This is a genomic window from Prochlorococcus sp. MIT 0916 (genome assembly GCF_047305155.1).
Lineage (GTDB): Bacteria > Cyanobacteriota > Cyanobacteriia > PCC-6307 > Cyanobiaceae > Prochlorococcus_B.
Genome location: NZ_CP138980.1, coordinates 128,014 through 145,587, shown reverse-complemented (window position 1 = coordinate 145,587; position 17,574 = coordinate 128,014). Strand labels below are relative to the sequence as shown.

General features: G+C 33.6%; 22 protein-coding genes. 7 read left to right on the top strand and 15 right to left on the bottom strand.

Annotation, left to right across the window (positions count from 1 at the left end; genetic code table 11):
• Positions 1 to 17: 17 nt before the first annotated feature.
• The 9 genes from serS to sppA all read right to left on the bottom strand — a co-directional run bounded on the left by serS (position 18) and on the right by sppA (position 7,067).
• Complete coding sequence (serS, locus tag SIB53_RS00780) at positions 18 to 1,298, bottom strand: serine--tRNA ligase (RefSeq protein ID WP_413678343.1); 1,281 nt, start codon at positions 1,296 to 1,298, stop codon at positions 18 to 20.
• Between the two features lie 123 nt (positions 1,299 to 1,421).
• Positions 1,422 to 2,900: an AAA family ATPase gene (locus SIB53_RS00775; protein WP_413678342.1), complete on the bottom strand. Its 1,479-nt coding sequence runs from the start codon at positions 2,898 to 2,900 to the stop codon at positions 1,422 to 1,424.
• A gap of 54 nt (positions 2,901 to 2,954) precedes the next feature.
• Positions 2,955 to 4,103 carry a membrane protein insertase YidC gene (gene yidC, locus SIB53_RS00770; protein WP_413678341.1) on the bottom strand — a complete coding sequence of 383 codons (1,149 nt, stop codon included), beginning with the start codon at positions 4,101 to 4,103 and terminating at the stop codon, positions 2,955 to 2,957.
• A gap of 84 nt (positions 4,104 to 4,187) precedes the next feature.
• Positions 4,188 to 4,598: a PH domain-containing protein gene (locus SIB53_RS00765; RefSeq protein ID WP_413678340.1), complete on the bottom strand. Its 411-nt coding sequence runs from the start codon at positions 4,596 to 4,598 to the stop codon at positions 4,188 to 4,190.
• Entirely contained in the window at positions 4,595 to 4,981 is a 387-nt protein-coding gene (locus SIB53_RS00760) for a ribonuclease P protein component (RefSeq protein ID WP_413678339.1), read from the bottom strand. Before SIB53_RS00760 ends, SIB53_RS00765 begins: the two co-directional genes overlap by 4 nt.
• A gap of 43 nt (positions 4,982 to 5,024) precedes the next feature.
• Positions 5,025 to 5,162 (bottom strand): 50S ribosomal protein L34, encoded by a 138-nt coding sequence (gene rpmH / locus SIB53_RS00755; protein ID WP_413678338.1) that lies wholly within the window; start codon positions 5,160 to 5,162, stop codon positions 5,025 to 5,027.
• A gap of 49 nt (positions 5,163 to 5,211) precedes the next feature.
• Positions 5,212 to 5,787, bottom strand: a complete 576-nt coding sequence (locus tag SIB53_RS00750; protein WP_413678337.1) for a DUF2808 domain-containing protein — start codon at positions 5,785 to 5,787, stop codon at positions 5,212 to 5,214.
• Between the two features lie 96 nt (positions 5,788 to 5,883).
• Positions 5,884 to 6,261 carry a chorismate mutase gene (gene aroH, locus SIB53_RS00745; RefSeq protein ID WP_413678336.1) on the bottom strand — a complete coding sequence of 126 codons (378 nt, stop codon included), beginning with the start codon at positions 6,259 to 6,261 and terminating at the stop codon, positions 5,884 to 5,886.
• Complete coding sequence (gene sppA, locus SIB53_RS00740) at positions 6,258 to 7,067, bottom strand: signal peptide peptidase SppA (protein ID WP_413678335.1); 810 nt, start codon at positions 7,065 to 7,067, stop codon at positions 6,258 to 6,260. The genes aroH and sppA overlap by 4 nt, the downstream gene beginning before the upstream one ends.
• A gap of 53 nt (positions 7,068 to 7,120) precedes the next feature.
• Between sppA and SIB53_RS00735 the strand changes: the two genes are divergently transcribed.
• From SIB53_RS00735 to SIB53_RS00725, 3 genes are read left to right on the top strand one after another with little or no spacing between them, the layout of a single operon-like run.
• A complete protein-coding gene (locus SIB53_RS00735) occupies positions 7,121 to 8,071 on the top strand; it encodes a DMT family transporter (protein ID WP_413678334.1) in 951 nt (316 codons plus the stop codon).
• Between the two features lie 5 nt (positions 8,072 to 8,076).
• On the top strand, positions 8,077 to 9,186 hold the full coding sequence (locus SIB53_RS00730) for a glycosyltransferase family 4 protein (RefSeq protein WP_413678333.1): 1,110 nt from the start codon (positions 8,077 to 8,079) through the stop codon (positions 9,184 to 9,186).
• Positions 9,187 to 11,025 carry an ArnT family glycosyltransferase gene (locus tag SIB53_RS00725; protein ID WP_413678332.1) on the top strand — a complete coding sequence of 613 codons (1,839 nt, stop codon included), beginning with the start codon at positions 9,187 to 9,189 and terminating at the stop codon, positions 11,023 to 11,025.
• A 16-nt stretch (positions 11,026 to 11,041) separates the two neighbouring features.
• Here SIB53_RS00725 and SIB53_RS00720 read toward each other — a convergent pair whose 3' ends face one another.
• The 3 genes from SIB53_RS00720 to SIB53_RS00710 form a co-directional block, all read right to left on the bottom strand.
• Entirely contained in the window at positions 11,042 to 11,281 is a 240-nt protein-coding gene (locus SIB53_RS00720) for a CopG family transcriptional regulator (protein ID WP_413678331.1), read from the bottom strand.
• A gap of 176 nt (positions 11,282 to 11,457) precedes the next feature.
• Entirely contained in the window at positions 11,458 to 11,973 is a 516-nt protein-coding gene (gene fldA, locus SIB53_RS00715) for a flavodoxin FldA (RefSeq protein WP_269606452.1), read from the bottom strand.
• Between the two features lie 467 nt (positions 11,974 to 12,440).
• The gene (locus tag SIB53_RS00710; RefSeq protein WP_413678330.1) at positions 12,441 to 12,875 is read right to left on the bottom strand and encodes a hypothetical protein; all 435 of its coding nucleotides are present in this window, start codon (positions 12,873 to 12,875) and stop codon (positions 12,441 to 12,443) included.
• A 195-nt stretch (positions 12,876 to 13,070) separates the two neighbouring features.
• Here SIB53_RS00710 and psbF point away from each other — a divergent pair, with 195 nt between their 5' ends.
• Both psbF and SIB53_RS00700 read left to right on the top strand, forming a co-directional pair.
• Positions 13,071 to 13,364: a cytochrome b559 subunit beta, long form gene (psbF, locus tag SIB53_RS00705; RefSeq protein ID WP_413678329.1), complete on the top strand. Its 294-nt coding sequence runs from the start codon at positions 13,071 to 13,073 to the stop codon at positions 13,362 to 13,364.
• A 159-nt stretch (positions 13,365 to 13,523) separates the two neighbouring features.
• Entirely contained in the window at positions 13,524 to 14,045 is a 522-nt protein-coding gene (locus tag SIB53_RS00700) for a hypothetical protein (protein WP_413678328.1), read from the top strand.
• A 51-nt stretch (positions 14,046 to 14,096) separates the two neighbouring features.
• Here the strand turns inward: SIB53_RS00700 and SIB53_RS00695 are convergent, their stop codons facing one another.
• Together SIB53_RS00695 and SIB53_RS00690 are read right to left on the bottom strand one after the other, a co-directional pair.
• Positions 14,097 to 14,258 (bottom strand): hypothetical protein, encoded by a 162-nt coding sequence (locus SIB53_RS00695; RefSeq protein ID WP_269613533.1) that lies wholly within the window; start codon positions 14,256 to 14,258, stop codon positions 14,097 to 14,099.
• Positions 14,259 to 14,335: 77 nt separating this feature from the next.
• Positions 14,336 to 14,614: a SemiSWEET family sugar transporter gene (locus tag SIB53_RS00690; RefSeq protein WP_413678327.1), complete on the bottom strand. Its 279-nt coding sequence runs from the start codon at positions 14,612 to 14,614 to the stop codon at positions 14,336 to 14,338.
• Positions 14,615 to 14,709: 95 nt separating this feature from the next.
• Here SIB53_RS00690 and SIB53_RS00685 point away from each other — a divergent pair, with 95 nt between their 5' ends.
• Together SIB53_RS00685 and SIB53_RS00680 are read left to right on the top strand one after the other, a co-directional pair.
• Positions 14,710 to 14,976: a hypothetical protein gene (locus SIB53_RS00685; protein WP_413678326.1), complete on the top strand. Its 267-nt coding sequence runs from the start codon at positions 14,710 to 14,712 to the stop codon at positions 14,974 to 14,976.
• 98 nt (positions 14,977 to 15,074) lie between these two features.
• Positions 15,075 to 15,242 (top strand): hypothetical protein, encoded by a 168-nt coding sequence (locus tag SIB53_RS00680; protein ID WP_413678325.1) that lies wholly within the window; start codon positions 15,075 to 15,077, stop codon positions 15,240 to 15,242.
• On the opposite strand, the gene SIB53_RS00675 is transcribed toward SIB53_RS00680, so the two are convergent.
• Positions 15,231 to 17,570 carry a methyltransferase domain-containing protein gene (locus SIB53_RS00675; protein WP_413678324.1) on the bottom strand — a complete coding sequence of 780 codons (2,340 nt, stop codon included), beginning with the start codon at positions 17,568 to 17,570 and terminating at the stop codon, positions 15,231 to 15,233. The genes SIB53_RS00680 and SIB53_RS00675 overlap by 12 nt on opposite strands.
• Between the last annotated feature and the right edge of the window lie 4 nt (positions 17,571 to 17,574).

Below are 17,574 nucleotides of genomic sequence, written 5' to 3'. Positions count from 1 at the left end.
ATTAATTTTTGATTGAGTTATTCTGGCTGTAATTTGTTCGAACCGAAGTAAGGTATTAAGGCTTTTGGTAAATTGATACTTCCATCAGATTGTTGACCATTTTCCAAAACTGCTGCCATAGTCCGACCTATCGCCAAGCCACTTCCATTTAAGGTATGTAGAAGTATATTTTTTTTATTGTTATCTTTTGTTCGTATTAATGAACGTCTAGCTTGAAAATCTCCACAATTGCTGCAACTAGATATTTCTCTAAAGGAATTTGCACCTGGAAGCCAAACCTCCAAATCATAAGTTTTTTTTGCTGAAAAACCTAAATCTCCTGTGCAAAGCTCAATTACTCGATAAGGAAGTTCGAGTTCTTGCAAGACAGATTCTGCATCAGTGGTTATTTGCTCTAAAGCTTCTTCTGATTTTTCTGGTGAAGAAAACCAATATAATTCAACTTTGTTGAATTGATGAAGTCTTATCAAACCTCTCGTATCCCTACCATAACTTCCAGCTTCTCTTCTAAAACATGGGCTATAAGCTACGTATTTTAATGGAAGAAAATCTTTAGGAATTATCTCCCCGCGATGTAGAGATGTTATTGGAACTTCAGCAGTAGGAGTTAGCCATAAATCATCATCAGCACATCGAAAACTCTCTTCTGCAAATTTTGGTAGTTGTCCCGATCCAGTTAGACTTGCTGTGTTTACAAGAGCTGGAGGAAGAACTTCTATATATCCTTTTTTGACATGCAAATCAAGCATGAAACTTATAAGTGATCTTTCAAGTTTTGCCGCTTGGTTGAAAAGGGTTACAAATCGACTTTTGGCTATTACTGAAGATCTTTCGCTATCCCAAAGTTTTAATTGATTAGCAATTTCCCAATGTTCTTTTAAATTTTTTCCTGACATAGGTTCGCCCCATCTTCTTAATTCCTTGTTATCTTTTTCGTCTTTCCCTTTAAGAGAATCTTTTGCAGGAAGGTTAGGTAAGCAAAGGATTTGTTCATTTAATTTATTTGAAATCGATTTTTCTTCCTCTTCAATAATGCCAACATTTTTTTTGATTTGATTGCCCTTAATGCGAAGATTTGAAATCTCATCAGAATCTTGAGAAAGACCTTCTTTTATCTTCTGTCCAACCTCTTTCCCAATTGAATTTCCCTCAGCTTGTAAAGAATTTCTCTTCTCTTCAAGCTCTTTAAGATCTTTGCACAATTGTTGAAGAGGTCCTAAATCAACATCCATTCCTCTTGATTTAAGCCCTTCTGCAATTAAATTAGGATTGTCTCTTAGTAGTCTCTGGTCTATCACTATCGAAAAATTGAAGTCCTTTTAGCCTAATGGTTAATTGTTCCTAAAAATAATCACAGTAGTTAATTTCTTCTAAATCAAAAACTATTTTTGATTAATTAAAATAAAAATAACTAGAAGATTCTAAAAAAGTTTTGGCGATGAAGCTCTTGCTCTTCCACTAGAAGCCCATTCTTTTAAAGATTCAAGTTGTTCTTTTGCAGTTCTAGAAAGAGGAACTAATTGACTTGTCGCAAGTATCAAGTCACTTTCAAGGAGTTCTCTTTTCTCTGCAAATGCAAAGTACATAGCCTCTATGACTGATTGTTCTAATTCTGCACCAGAGAATCCCTCTGTTCTATCGACAGCGGCAGTTATATCTATTTTAAGATTAGGTCTTCGTTTTTGCAGATGAAGTTCAAGAATGCTGTGTCTTTCCTCTCTAGAGGGTAATTCCAGCATGAAAATTTCATCAAATCTTCCTTTCCTAAGTAGTTCAGCAGGAAGCTTATCTATTCCATTTGCAGTAGCGACAAGAAAAACAGAAGAGGTTTTCTCTGACATCCAAGTGAGAATATTTGCAAGGACTCTTTGACTAGTTCCTCCATCACTTCTACCATCTCCACCAAAAGCTTTGTCAATTTCGTCAATCCATAAAATGCAAGGAGCCATAGCTTCAGCTCGTTGAATAGTTTCTCTTGTCCTTGCTTCACTGGCTCCTACTAAGCCAGCAAATAATCTTCCTACATCAAGTCGCAATAAGGGCATAGACCAGCTATTTGCTATTGCTTTAGCGACTAGAGTTTTCCCTGTCCCTTGAGGGCCAACTAGCAAAACTCCTTTAGGTAAAGGTAAGCCGAAATCTTTTGCTTCTTCAGAGAATGCTTGTTTCCTTTGTTTCAACCAATCTTTCAATATTTGTAAACCACCAACATCATTTGGCGACTTATTTGTTTTGCAATATTCCAGTACCTCACTACGCGCAATAGATTGCCGTTTTTCTTCAAGTACTTCTATTAAATCTTCTTTACCAATTTGACCTCTTTGAGCAAGCGCTCTAGCCGCTACTTTACGAATTCTTGACTCGCTTAGACCTCCACATGCATTTGTAAGTTCCTTTAGGATATTATCTTCTAATTTTGAATTACTAGCTTCAGCAATATTAGATAAAAGTGTCTTGATTTCATTTTCTTTAGGTAAGGGAAGATCAAGAATCGTGAGGTCTTCCTCTAAATCATTTGAGGGGCTCCATAATCCAGAACTGATAATTATTGAATGAGGCTTTGAGCGAAGAGTAATAGTTAGATTTTTTAGCATTCTGAGAATTCCTGGATCTTCACAGAAATGATGAAAATCTTTTAACAAAAGTATGGTTGGAGAACTTTCATCTAATTTTTTAAGCCATTCAAGGGCTGCCATTGGCTGCCTGGAACCAAGATTATTGGAATTAAGAATATTACTAACTCCATCTATATAATCCCAGGTTGCCAGTCTTCTGGGAGCAAGCCTCTTACTAGAATGTTTTAAAAGCGTTTCAACTCTTTCTTCTTCATTACTCCTTATCCAAATTATTGGAGTTCTCGCTCGAATTAGTAGATCAAGTTGATCTTCCCACTTAGACATCAGTATTATTTGATTCTAGATAAGGCTGAGTTTATATAATAATTGATCTATAAATTATTTATTACTTTTTGGTTCAAAAGGTAATCTATCGGAATCAGATATTACTTCAGAAGTCACAGTTACAGAGGGGGTATCTTGTTGTTTAAGTTGTTCGTCGAGGATTTTTTGTAAATTCTCTGGTAGAGATTCTCTGCTAAGCAGAAATGTTTGTAATCCTTGAAAAATATTTGCTATCACCATATAGAGTAAAACACCAGCAGGTAAAGGGAAGAATAAAAACATTCCAGTGATCATTACCGGTGTGATTTTATTTGCAGTTGATTGTTGTTTGTTTACAGGCATTCCTCTTCCTGAGAGAACCTGAGATATTACGAGTGTTAAACCGAAACCTGCCACTAGAATTGCAATATCCCAATGAATAGCTCCATCTACATAAAAACCAACATTTCCTAATGCTTTTATAAACAAGAAACCGCTTTTAGCAGCTAAACCAGGGATCTTAGCTTCTACAGTGGCATCACCAGGATTAAGTGCATTGACAGTTCCATCGGAGGATACTTTTACAATGTCCTCACCTTTAGTAACTGTCCAAGAAGGAGAAAATTTTGATCCGTTTTCATATTTCTGCAATTCGTTGACGTATGAATCTCCATTCAACGTTTGCAAATTAATTTTAACTGAATCACCTGAACCAATTTTGGTGCCGCCTGGAAGAGATGCAATAACGGGGAAATGGTTCTTTTCTGTTATAAATATTGAGTGCTTGGCTGTCTTGAAAGGTTTGGGCTCTACAGCGGCTATTTGGTCTGATGGCAGAACTTTGATATTTACAAGATAAGGTACATCAGCAAAAGGTGAACCTCTTAAAGTTGCGAATAACGCGAATAATATAGGCATTTGAACAAGTAGAGGCAGGCAACCAGCTAATGGACTACCAAATTCACCCATTAATTTTCCTAATTCTTCCTGTTGCTTTTGAGGATTACTTGCGTAGCGGCTTTTGATTTCAGCCTGTCTTTTTTGCATAACAGGTTGAGCTATTTTCATCCTTCTTGCGCTTCTAATGGAGCCAGCACTAAGAGGAAACAGTGCTAAGCGGATAACTATGGTTAATGCGACAATCGCTAGTCCATAACTTGGAACTAATCCGTAGAAAAAATCTAGGATCGGGATAAGTAGATTGTCTGAGATGTACCCGATCACGGTTTTTAAGGTAGAAAGTTTGAGGTTGTTAGGCCAGTTTGCCTTAGAGGATGTGTTCTTGTCTCAAATATTTATGAGGGCTCATTAGTTTGAAAAGCCTTGAGCTTCTTTATCGAGCTTTGTGGAAGGTGAATTTTCTATCTTTTCAAGAATGTAAGACTCTGTTTCCCGAAAGTTAGGAAGTGATCTCATTTCAAGGCGAGCCCCATCTTTTAGAACTAGAACCATATCACCGTAAGAACCTAAGCCTCTTGGAATGGCCCTGACTTCAGCAATTTGACTATACACAACTTGAGTTTTATCTCTACCTAGCCAGCCACCAGTGACAGATATTCTACGAGTCGTTATTTTATATCTAACCCATAAGGCTCTAACTAAAGCTCCGAAAGTAAAAGGTAACCCTATAAGTGTTATCCCAGCCATTAAATTTATTATTAGGTCTCCGCTGGCTGGACCGCCTTCGTAAAAAATGTCTTCGTTGGAACTGATTGTCATTTTGTTATTCCAGCCTTAATAAGTAGTTTGTCACATTCTTTAAGTAAATTGCTGTTGGAACTTTTCATGCAGGAGGGTTTTAACGATATAAAAGCCCAAATTTCATCTTCAAAATACATATTAGAAAGTTTGCAGGACAAATGATGGTGGAATAACCGTCGAAGCTTATTTCTTGTAACTGATTTTTTGCTTACTTTATTGCTTATTGATATGGCACATTTAATAGATGGCCTAGTGCTTGAGTTAATTCCTTTGACTTGAAGCTTTGTATTTGCATTTATAACTCTAAGAACCATTGAGGGGCTATAGAACCTTGAACCCACCCTATAGATAAAGTCAAAACATCTATGACCTTTGAGTCTCATGTGTTTTGGCAAAACCATTATAAGAAACTTTTGTTATAAGTATCTTTATTTGAGAGCTTTTTCAGACAGTTAAACGAGCTCTTCCACGTTTTCTACGAGTTCTTAGAACTCTACGGCCAGTATGAGATCTCATTCTCACTCTGAAACCTGAAACTCTTTTCCTTTTTCTACTAGTTCCTCCAAAGGTCCTTTTTGTCATTTTTATCTATGCTCGTATTTGATTAGATATTAAAGGTTAATTTATCAGTTCACTGTACGTCTATGTTCCAAGTTCCTAAATATGTTGAGATAGCAATGTCGTCGCTTTTTTGGGATAGCGCTCGGAATTGAAACATCCCTCTTTTTCTAGGATTGAAGATTTTCATTACTACAGCGTAATTATCCTTATTATTTGGAATAGGTTTTTCTGGGAAGATTTCAATAGTAGTTTGTTTATCATTAACTCGAATTATGGAAGGAATGTTTTCTAAACAGCGAGTCCTTTCGGTATATCCTCCTACTTTTACTTTACAGAGATTTAATTTTTTTGTTTTTATTTTGGCTTCAAAATAATCTGGGACTGCAATTGTCAGTTTTTCAATATCTTCTTTTCTTTCCTTCCCTCTAAGGAAGAAGTAATAAGTTGATCTTTCATTTCTCTCAGAGGAGGATTGATAATATTTAAGTCTTTTATATCCAGGCTCTGGATCCCATTGGTATTCAAAGAATCCTGGTGATGCCGCGGATTGTGGCGCTAAAATAGATGATCCTGTTCCAAGTAAAAAAGCTGAAAATCCAATAAAAAAACTTTTCTTGAAGGTTGAAAATAATTTCTTCTTGAACATAATCCGAATTTTTAGAAATACTAATCACTTGAATATTTTCAAGTGTATGTGCATGATCTTTAATGAATATAAGCGGTAGTGGGAAAAAATCTGGATTTATCTATCTGGACGCAAATTTTTTGCTTTACCAAGATATGGATTTTTTGGGATTCGTTCGTTTGGTAAAAACACGTAGGCAAGTAGACGAATACATTTAGATAAGTCTTCTTTGACAAACATTTGCTGGCAGTCTAAGAGTGCGATATTTTCCCAGCCTGTTTTTTTTCTAGCAATAGAAGCCGGGAAACAAGCATCTAAGTCTGAGGTTACGGAGAAAGTAACAGAAATAATTTGATCTGGGATCAAATTATTTCTAGAAACTAATTCAACTAATAATTCCTCTACCGCCGAACTGATTGACTCAACAGAATTGTATTCACAAGTCGTTGCTCCCCTCAATGCACACAGATAAGTGAATTCATTTTGAAAATTCATGGCTTATAGAGCCAAAGGATCTGTCCATTTGACTCCAACTCAAGATTCAATGCATTTATGAGATTGTGGATTAATTTTCCTCCTGGTAAAAACCCTAATAATTTCTTTTTGGTTTTGCCGAAGGTAATAGGTTTTGTTTTTTCATCTAAGTTCGCAATTTTTATAGCAAGTAATTTTGCATCATTTTCATCACCAATTTCATCCACCAGTCCAAATTCTTTGGCTTGCTCTCCAGTAAAAACTCTTCCATCTGCAAAACTCTTAACCACCTCTGGGGTTAAATTTCTTCCTTTTGAAACTGCCAGAACAAATTGTTCGTAACTGCTATCTATCAAAGATTGTAGTAGAGCTCTCTCTTCTACTGATAAAGGGCGGTCAGGGGAAAGAATGTCTTTATAAATTCCACTCTTTACAGTCTCGAATTTAATACCAACCTTTTCTAATAACTTAGATAGGTTGTTACCTCTTAAAATCACACCAATAGAACCTGTTATTGTTCCTGGATTGGCAACAATTTTTTCAGCACCTACTCCTATATAGACCCCTCCTGAAGCTGAGATATTGCCAAAACTAGCTACAACATGACAACCTTTTTCCCTTAGCCTCAAGAGAGCGCTATGGATTTCTTGGCTATCACCAACTGTTCCCCCAGGACTATCAATGCGAAGTAATAGGGCTGGAAACTCTCTTTCCTCAATTTGCTTTAATGCTTTAAGAACATTTTTTCGAGTTTCTGAATTGATAGGACCTTCAATACAGATTCGTGCCATCCTTTTTTTGGATTTTCGTCTCAAGGGCCAAATCATTCAATTTATGCATAACTTTATTGATCTTAAAAAGGAGATTGCTTTCTGACCTTATGTTTGTCATTTGGAATTGGTTTTTGATGATATTGCCCTTTGCACTTTGGGGCACCTCAATGGCGGCGATGGCACCTTTGGTTAATGCAGCGGGACCTGAGATTGTTGCCTCACTAAGGCTTTTGCCTGCAGGTCTAATAGTTTTAGCTTCAGTTCCTTTCTTAAAGAGGAGTTGGAACATTTCAAAAGATGATTTGGTGTGGTTTTTAGTATTTACTTTGATTGACGCAACTCTTTTTCAGATTTTTTTAGCCAAAGGGTTAATGGAAACTGGTGCAGGATTGGGTTCAGTACTTATAGATTCCCAACCTTTGATGGTTGCTTTATTAGCAAGAATTTTGTTTGGCGATGCAATAAATCCAATTGGATGGATTGGCTTGGTGCTTGGCTTGGTTGGAATAATTTGTCTAGGAGTCCCCACTGAGCTGCTGGGGAATTGGTTTTTGCTTGGCAAATTTGAATCAGGAAGCAATTTTTTAAGCCATGGAGAAGTATGGATGATATGCGCAGCAACCTCAATGGCTTTAGGAACGGTACTTATTCGATTTGCTTGCAGAAACAGTGATCCTGTTGCAGTAACAGGATGGCACATGGTTTTAGGAAGTGTGCCTCTTCTCGTGTGGCATGTGTTCGATAAAAATTGGCCGTTAGTTCCAGATTGGTCTGCTTTTGAATGGACTTTGATGTCTTATTCAAGTTTGTTTGGTAGTGCACTGGCCTATGGATTATTTTTTTGGTTCGCAAGCCGCAAAGAATTAACAAGCTTTAGTACCCTTGCATTTTTAACACCTGTCTTTGCCTTAATAACTGGAGGAATATGGTTGGGCGAGAGACTCTTTCTCCTCCAGTGGATTGGAGTGGTGTTGGTTTTAATTTCAGTACTATTTGTAAGTCAGAGGAGAAGATTTTGGGGGGATAAAAGCAATAATGAATTAATAAAAGAGGCTTAATTTAAGTGATTAATAAGCAATTAAAACTTATTCTTGTTAGCACCCCTATCGGTTATCTGGGCAGTGGCAAAGGTGGAGGAGTTGAACTTACTATTATTTCTCTCGTAAAAGGATTAATTTCATTAGGTCATAAAATTATTTTAATTGCACCAAAAGGATCAAAATTACCTTTTGAAAGTGAATTGCTTGAAATAAGATTAATAGATGGAATTGATCAACCTAGTTGGCAACATCAAAAGAAAACAGATCCAGTTTTAATACCTTCTGATAGTGTTTTGCCAAAGTTATGGGAAGATGTTATTGATATAGCAAATGAATCTGACGCAGTTATTAATTTTGCATATGATTGGCTTCCATTATGGTTAACAAAAACTCAAGAAATTAAAATATTTCACTTAATTAGTATGGGCGCTGAATCAATAATAATGAAAGAAACTATTAATGAAATAAGTCAATTATTTCCATTCCAGTTAGCTTTTCATACTAAAAGACAATCTCAAGATTATTCCTTAAAAAATGATCCAATTATTGTCGGCAATGGTTTTGATATCGAAAATTATTTATTCAATGAAAATGAGAATGGACCATTAGGTTGGGCTGGAAGAATCGCGCCAGAGAAAGGTTTAGAAGATGCAGTAAAAGTTGCCAATGATTTAGGCGAAAAATTATTGGTTTGGGGACTTATAGAAGATAAAGAATATGCATCAAAAATTGAAAATGCTTTCACAAAAGAAATTGTTGAGTGGAGAGGATTTCTTCCGACGAATAAATTTCAGGAACAATTAGGACGATGTAGAGCGTTGATTAACACCCCAAAATGGAATGAAGCATATGGAAACGTTATTGTTGAGGCTATGGCTTGTGGTGTTCCTGTGATTGCATATGACCTTGGAGGACCTGGGGAATTGATCGAAGATGGATTCAATGGCTTTTTGGTTAAGCCGAATGATGTTGAAGGATTGATAAAAGCAACAAAATTAATCTCAGAAATTAAAAGAAGAAATTGTAGGGATTGGGTTGAAAAAAAAGCTACTGACAAAGTCTTTGCAGAAAGAGTGGAGAATTGGCTTGATAAAGGCTTAAATAAAAAAATGTCTGCAGACTTTCAAGATTAATTGAAAAGTTTAACGAATTCTTTTTCCCCAACTTTTAAACAAAGAAGACGCGGTCTTCTTTGTATTTTGTTTTTTGGGTTCATAATTTTTGTTTGGCAATTAGGGGCAACGGGTTTAGTTGATGAAACACCACCTTTGTTTGCGGCAGCCAGCAGAGCAATGGCAGAAACGGGTAATTGGTTGACTCCTCAAGTCAATGGATTACCTCGATTTGATAAGCCCCCTTTGGTTTATTGGTTAATGGGACTGGGATTTTCAATCCCAGGTAATATTTCTTGGGATCCTTTAGGCACCTGGGCTGCAAGACTTCCTTCTGCATTATCGACAATTTTTTTAATGCTTGTTTTAGGGGACACAATGATGAAATATCCCCAAGAAGATAATAATTTCAATAGAAGAACAGCAGTTGTTACTTCGCTGGTATTTGCTTTGTCGCCTTTGGTAATAATTTGGGGAAGAATTGCTGTAAGTGATGCACTCCTTTGCAGCACTTTAGGAATTTGCTTACTTCTTAAATGGAGAAGATTCGCTAATCCAGAAGGAGAAGTTTGGTGGTTGTCTTGGATTTTTTTGTCATTAGCAGTTTTAACTAAAGGTCCTGTCGCCTTGTTTTTATCAGGATTAACAATTTTATTTTTTGCTTTTTTTCAAAATAATTTTCTTGGAATTTTAAAAATATTGAGGGTCCTTCCTGGACTTGCGATTGTTTGTGCTATTAGTTTGCCTTGGTACTTAATTGAATTATTAATAGAGGGAAAACCCTTCTTAGATAGTTTTTTTGGATATCATAATCTTCAAAGATTTACCTCAGTAGTAAATTCGCATGGAGAGCCTATATGGTTTTTTTTAATAGTTTTATGTATAGCTTCTTTACCTTTTACGCCATTTTTATTGATAAGTATTTGGAAGAATTTTTCCAATATATCTAAATGGTCTAGAAGGCTTATTAAGAAACCAGAAAAGTCATTATTTGAGTTTTCATTTTTTTGGTTAATCTCTATATTTCTCTTCTTTACTATTTCAGCTACAAAGCTTCCAAGCTATTGGCTTCCTGCTACTCCTGCCGCATCCGTTTTAATTTCACTTTCCCTAACCAATCATGTTAAAGATGCGTTTCTAAAGTCTTTGGCCTGGAAATTTACAATATCTTTATCAATATTCTTTTTCATATTTCTCTTCTCTTCAAAACTATGGATTCACCTTCTTAATGATCCTGAGATTCCCAATTTCTCAGAAGAATTAACCAATAGCTTTTTAATTGAAAAAGCTGGATTTGTTTTTCTTTTAATTGCTGTTTTAGGAATCATATTTTCCCCTAGCAAAATATATGGAAAACTATTGATTTTACAAATCCCTATAGCTTTATCCCATTTTCTTATTGTGTTACCAACTTTTGATTTGGCAGATAGTTTGAGACAGCTCCCTTTGAGACAAGCCTCAGAATTACTTTTAAATTCTCAACAAAGAAACGAGCCATTAGTAATGGTAGGAGCCATGAAACCATCAATTCATTTTTATACTAAACAAATCATTGTTTTCGAAGGTCGATCTAAAAATGCGTTAGTAAATGTTTCCGATCGACTAAAAAATGAGAAGCGAAGAGGCTGGGAAGGAAGACCAATATATAGCTCCAATGGTTCAGAAACCACTCTTTTACTTATTGATAAAAGATCAGTGGAAAAACCTTATTGGCAAGGACTTAATCCAAAAGTCTTAGGTTATTTTGGTGTTTATAGCGTTTGGAGACTTGATAGAGCAATTCTTGAAAGACGAGCTAAATCATTAAAAACAGAGGGTGTTATTTCTACTTGGGAAAATCCTAGACCGGAAAGATTTTAATAAAACGTCCTAATATTTATCGAATCGAATTTATTAGATCTTGTTTGCTACATTTTTCTGGGATGATAACTATGCCGATATCATCTTGAAGTATCTCTAAATCAATTACAGAGTCTTCAGTTATTGAGCTTATTACCTCTTCAAGACTTGCTCCCATATCATTTGCCATCTCTATCAACATTCGCAAAGTCTCATCTTTTAAAGAGAGATTTACGTTTATAGAAACGTTCTGATCAGAACAATTATTTGAGTTCATAAAGAAAACATTAAGATATTTTGGGACCGTTTGGGATTATTTCTTAAATAGCTTTAGAAAATGAATTTTTTTTGGAATTTTAGAATTATCTTTTCGAAATTGTTTTTCTTAAGAAAAATCAAAAAAAATCTTCCTAAGTAATTACTTAGGAAGATCTAGCAATTTTTCTTTAAGGCCTAAAACATTTCGCCTTTTAGTTTCTCAGCCCATCCAGAAAGCCTTTCATCGGTCATGTCTGATTCACTGTCTTCGTCAAGAGGTAATCCGCAGAATTCTTCTCCAACTACACTTTTTGACTCGTCAAATGTGTAATCACCTTTAGAAGTGTAACCAACCATTGAAGCACCTGCTTGCTTGAAGTACCTATGAAGTTCTTCCATTGCATCGCAGTAGTTTTCGGTGTAAGTAGAAGAATCACCTAAACCAAAAATCGCAACTTTTTTACCACTAAGACTTAGCTCTCCAATGTCTTCAAGGATGGAGTCCCAAGCAGTTCCAGATCTTTCAGAGTCTGCACCAGTGTTCCATGTAGGGATTCCACAAATAACCCCATCATGTCCGGCTAATTCACTAAGGTCATCGACGTCTGAAATATCCTTTGGAGCTTCAGCGGAGTCAAGTAAGCCGTGCAGCCTTTCCGCTATATCTTCGGTTTTACCTGTTGTTGTAGCGAAGTAGATTCCTACAGTCATGGAGCAATTTAAAATCAATGATATTTTAAAGCAGCTTTGCACATTTAGAGTGAATTTGGTTTTTTTTAAATTTTCTTGTCCATTGAATATTGATTTTTGATACATCAAAAAGTTAAGAATCGTTTCCCTATTTACTAGGAAAACCATTTCCCATTTTGCTTTTTATGATCATCTTCATTCTTAAACCAAGTGAAGCAAAGGGTTTAACGAGAAAATGATTTAAAATTTTTAAGAAAAAAAAATAAAATGCTACATATTCTTAATCAACTAGATTCAAAATATTCAAAAATTACTCAAAGTCTTATTTACAAAAGATCTTTATCTGAAAACATTTTTGCTAATGAGATTTGAATTATTTAAAAAAGTCAAACCCAAAAATTATAGAGTTTGACTTTAGGATGGTTTGAATTGGTTTAAATTAAATTATTTTGCTAGTTATTTATTTCTTAGTTTCAAGTTGCATAAATTTATAAGTTTGGACCCATCATTCCAAATCCACTTTGCAGTCCAAAGGAAATTATTACAAATGTACTTATAGCCAAGCCAATTAAAACAGATGTATAAAGCCTATTAACTCCATAACCTGCTTCTACAGGATTGAAATCAGCAACTACAAAAGATTTTTTGCTGTATTTTCCTCTATCGCTAAGACCGATAGCACCAAGTGCTGAATTAGGAGTGAGTGTGCCACCTTCATCATCAATGAACCATGGTTTATTGGAGCCATTGGCATTAGTGCCTGACTGAGCAGAACCTAATGGAGATGCACTATTAATGCGACTGGAATCTTCTTTGAAAAATGTTGGAAACATATAGGTATGCCATAGGCCAATAACTCCGGCCCAAGCAATCATGCTGACCCCAGCAAGTCCAAAAAGAATTTCTTTAAAACCAAATTCCATAAATAAAAACCAATAATTTATAGGCCTGCAATAAGGCAATAAAACTACCTTATCAGAAGTAAAGCTAGAGGCATAAAGGAGTCTTTAAAGCTTCTGAAATTGGATTAATTTGTTACAGAATCCTTAGGGTCTTGTTCTTGATCAGCCTTTTTGGCTCTCATATGCCAGGATTTGTTTCATAAATATCCTAGATGGATGAACACACTTAAATTATTGCTGGTTCTTACTCCAGTTATTTTTACTCTTGCCTTTGCTGATTATTGGTTGCGTAGGTGGGGAGTATTTGTTTGGGATAATGGCCCAACTATTAAAAACGAACAAGTTTGGGAAGATACTGCAATTGTTGCTGATAAAGGAAGACCAGCAGGTGGATACCCAGTTTTTACTGTTAGAACATTGGCGGTTAACGCATTGGGAATACCAACAGTGTTTTTCCTTGGAGCAATATTTGCAATGCAATTTATTCGCCGTGGTGTAATAAACGCTTAACTAAAAAAATAAAAATAAAAAAAGGCTTATCAGCAGGTAAGCTTTTTTTTATTGAGTAAAAAGATAATTAAAATTTCTATTTAATATTTTTAATTTATATATTTCTTTAATCAAAAACAACCAAGACGACTTATAATCTTTACTAAACGGAAGATTGTTATGGAAAGTCAAGAAGCAAATCTGAATGAAAATAATAGCTCTACGGCTGTTTTAGAAAATACAGAAACAGAAACTGTTTCTTCCGTTGATCAATCAAAGGTCATTAATAAAAAAGTTGTATTCCCAACAGATCAAAATCTTATTTCAGATATTATCGAGGATGCTTTCCCAAAAGATAGAGTAAATAAGCAATTAGGAATTCCTCAATCAGATACATTTGCATTTGCTAGTCGTATATTTTTCTTATGGGTTTGGCCAATAGTTCTGCATAACAAAGTAAGAAATTTAATAAATAATATGAATTTTGCCCAGCCTTACTCTAGCCCAGGAGAAAATTCATACACCGTAAGTGATACTGAAACCGTCTACACAATGACTAAAGACGCGTTTGCAGGGAAAGGTGGAATGAAATTTATGGGGATTAGATTTATGTCTATTTGGGTTTTCCCTGTTGCAATAACAGGAGCTGTTATGGAATTTCTATTTGTAGGACCACTTAAAGGAACTAATCCTTTTGGTTGATTGCTAAATAAACAAATTTATTTGTAAAAGGTTGAATAATTAATTATATTTTTAAACGTTTCTAAAAGGAAAAAATGGAGTAACTTTTTTTGTTGGATTGCTGCTTGCAATAGCTTTACCTCTAATGTACATGAATAAACCAAGTGTGATTATCATTACGGGAGGATGCAAAGCTAATGATTTCCCAATAAGTTGTAGCTCTTCTACAGGCATTTAGTTAATTCAATTCTTAATTAACTATAGCTTCTATGGGAGCATTAGAAAAATAATTTAATATATATAAAAGAATCTCATTCGTATTTATTTTTTCTATATGTAATTTTTAAAATTAAAATCGAAAAATTAAAAATAAAAGTAATAACATTCGCAATTAGGATAGGAAAAGAATTAATTTTTATGCCGTAAATAATCCAACAAAAAAGCCCTGTTATAAAAAGAATTAACATAATCAATGAAACATCATCTGCTGATTTTGTTTGCCATGTTTTATATAATTGAGGTAAAAAAGCAATGGTAGTAAGTAAAGCCGCTAAAAAACCAAATAAATCTATATAATTAAAGTCGCTCATTTTTTATATGTGTGAATATAGATCAGAGCTATATAGTAATGAAAAAAACCTTATATTGTTTTACCTTACATTAGTAGTATTACTATCAAAATTAAATGGGTGATCAGTCTGATTTTAATGATGAAGCTTTAAAGGAGAAATTGGAAACATTATTAGATGAAGATAATGTGATTAAAAAATGGAATGAAGGCCTATTAATAAAATCACTTATCCTTTTGCCAATAATAATTTTTATAGTAGGTTTATTTATTGTGAATAGACCTGAAAAATTAACAGATATATTATTTGTATTTCTTTATCCTGTAGCTCTAATTTTGATAGGGTTGATACTTCTATTTTTTATGAGAAGCAAATTAAAGTAGAAGATATTAATAAAATCTTTTTACTTTAAATCATGGTTTTTATGTAGCCAATAAGGTAGTCCCAATGTAAGCTATTAGTAATTAAACATTAATATCCAATGGCAGGCGGACCATTATTACAACTTTGGGAAAACCTATTACCATTTGCTAAGGATCTGAGAATTCGTTTTGCAATAGCAATGCTAGGTAATGTTCTGGCAATATTATTTATTTTTACCCTATGTAAAATGTTTATTCCAGGATTGGAAGAACAATTATTTAATTGATTTTCTAGCCCAGAATTGATACATTTCTCTAAAAGAATTAGGATTTGATTTTTCAAATTTATCCCATAATTCTAAATCTTTTAAAGAGTCTATATCTTTATTATCTCTCTGATATTTATCTTTTATATCTTTTGAAAGAGTAAAACCTAGGAATTCAAGGTTAGATAATTTTAACATCCTTTTAATCTCAATTAATGAGTAACAGTTTTCGTGACTATGAAAGCAGAGATCTCTACACATTGAGGTTGAGTAGAAATCTGACCAAGAAGTTATTTCATTTAATTGTTTTATTTCTCCATTAAGAACGACATTTCGGAAGCGTCTTATTTCATCAACATCTGGGTTAATATCTTTTTCCTTGATTAGATTTCTCGCTTTTAGTATTTTTTCTCGTGCATACTTGCTGTACAAACCTAACTTTATAAAACCTTTTGGTTCTAACGCATCAAATAAATTTGATAACCCCTTAGTAGGATCATTCATATGGTGAAGAACACCTGAACATTCTATTAAATCAAATCTTTTATTTAGTGATGTTAATTCAAGTAAATCCATTTCTATAAAATCGACATTTTTCAAGCCATATTCATCGACCTTCCTTTTTGCATATGAGATGCTTGAATTGCTTAAATCGATCGCTGTTATTTCACAGTTACGATATCTAGATGCTTCAATTATTTGAATCCCAGTTCCACATCCAGCTATAAGTATGTTTAATTTTTTATTTTGTGATTGAGAAGAATCAGATGTGATTTCATTTGGATGAATTTCAGAATTAATAACAGATAAATAATTTAATTTGTTTTCTTTAGCATATGAATTATATCTCCATCTAGGATATGGATTTAATTCATACTGATTTTTAACCTCCTTAGATATAGAATCTTTTATACTTCCTATCGCTCTAATCTCTTTCGAAATCTTTTTTTCTTTATTTAACTCTTTAAATTGTAAGTTAAGTAGGTTGTTAAATTCATAATTATTTGATACATAAGTATTCAAATTAATTATTTCATTGTTTATTGAATATAGAGATTGGTAGCAGGATATAATTGCTAATTTATAATCTTGATTTTTACTATTATTGATTGTTTTCTTAAGTTCTTTTAGTTTAACCTTTTCTTCTGTGGATATATAGTAGACATACTCATTTAAGAAACATTGTGATCCAAGGCCTATAGTAAAATCAAAAATATTATTACTTACTTTGTATTTATCTGAATAGCTTATAAGAATATTCTTTCGTATATTTACTAAAACTTTTTCCCATAACGGAGAGCAAAATATTAGTAATGAAAGTGCTTTTACTAATTCCTTTTCCTTAATAAGAATGTCAAATTCATTACTGTCATACAACTCCGACTCTAAAATAGATAATTTTTCTAATATTTCTTTGGAGATCAGGCTGTTTATATTCCCAAATAGTTCTCGATGAGAAATATCTTTTCTATTTAATATGTTTTTAAGTAATTCTCTATTATCTTTTTCTGATGTATCTAATAATTCTCCTTGTTTAATTAATTCACATAAAAGTTGGAAACTTAATTCACTATTTTTATTCAATAAAATTTCTTTTTTTATAATTTTGAGTGATTTTTTATAATCACCAATCTGGTTATATATTGTAGCTAGATTTAAAAAACAGTTTTCTAATTTGTTATCTAGTTCTATGGCCTTCTCTGTATGAAATATTGCCTTATCTAATTCTTGTTTCTCTTTGTAGCATGCACCTAGATTCAAGTGTGCTATGGCAGATTTATTATTTATTTCTAAGGCTTTTAAATAATATTCCTCTGCTTCTTTATATTTATGAAAATCTTTATTTAATAAACCTAGATTGATATATGCATCAAAGTAATTACCATCTATTTGGATTGCTTTTTTAAGTGATAATTCTGACTCATTGTATTTATTTAAACCTTTTAAAATTAATCCTCTAATACAATATCCATTTGGTAAATCTGGTTTTAATTTAATTGCTTCTCCAATAATTATTTCTGCTTTTTCTAAATTATTTAACTTATAATATAAGAAAGATAAATTTAGTTTTGAGAAAATATGATTGGGATAAATCTTGATACATCTTTCATAAAGTTTAATTGCTTTTTCATTTTCTTTTTTGTCTTCACAAATGAGCGCATAATTTGAAATTATATCTGCATCAGAATAACCATTTTTGAGAAAAGCTAGATAACCTTTTTCTGCTTCATCTATATTACCTTTGATATGATTATTGATTGACTTTGCTTTCAGTTCCTTTTCTGAAAGCTTTAGGAGTTTTTTTGAAGAGGCTTTATTCTCTTTTTTCTTTTTCCCGAAACCACCCAATGAT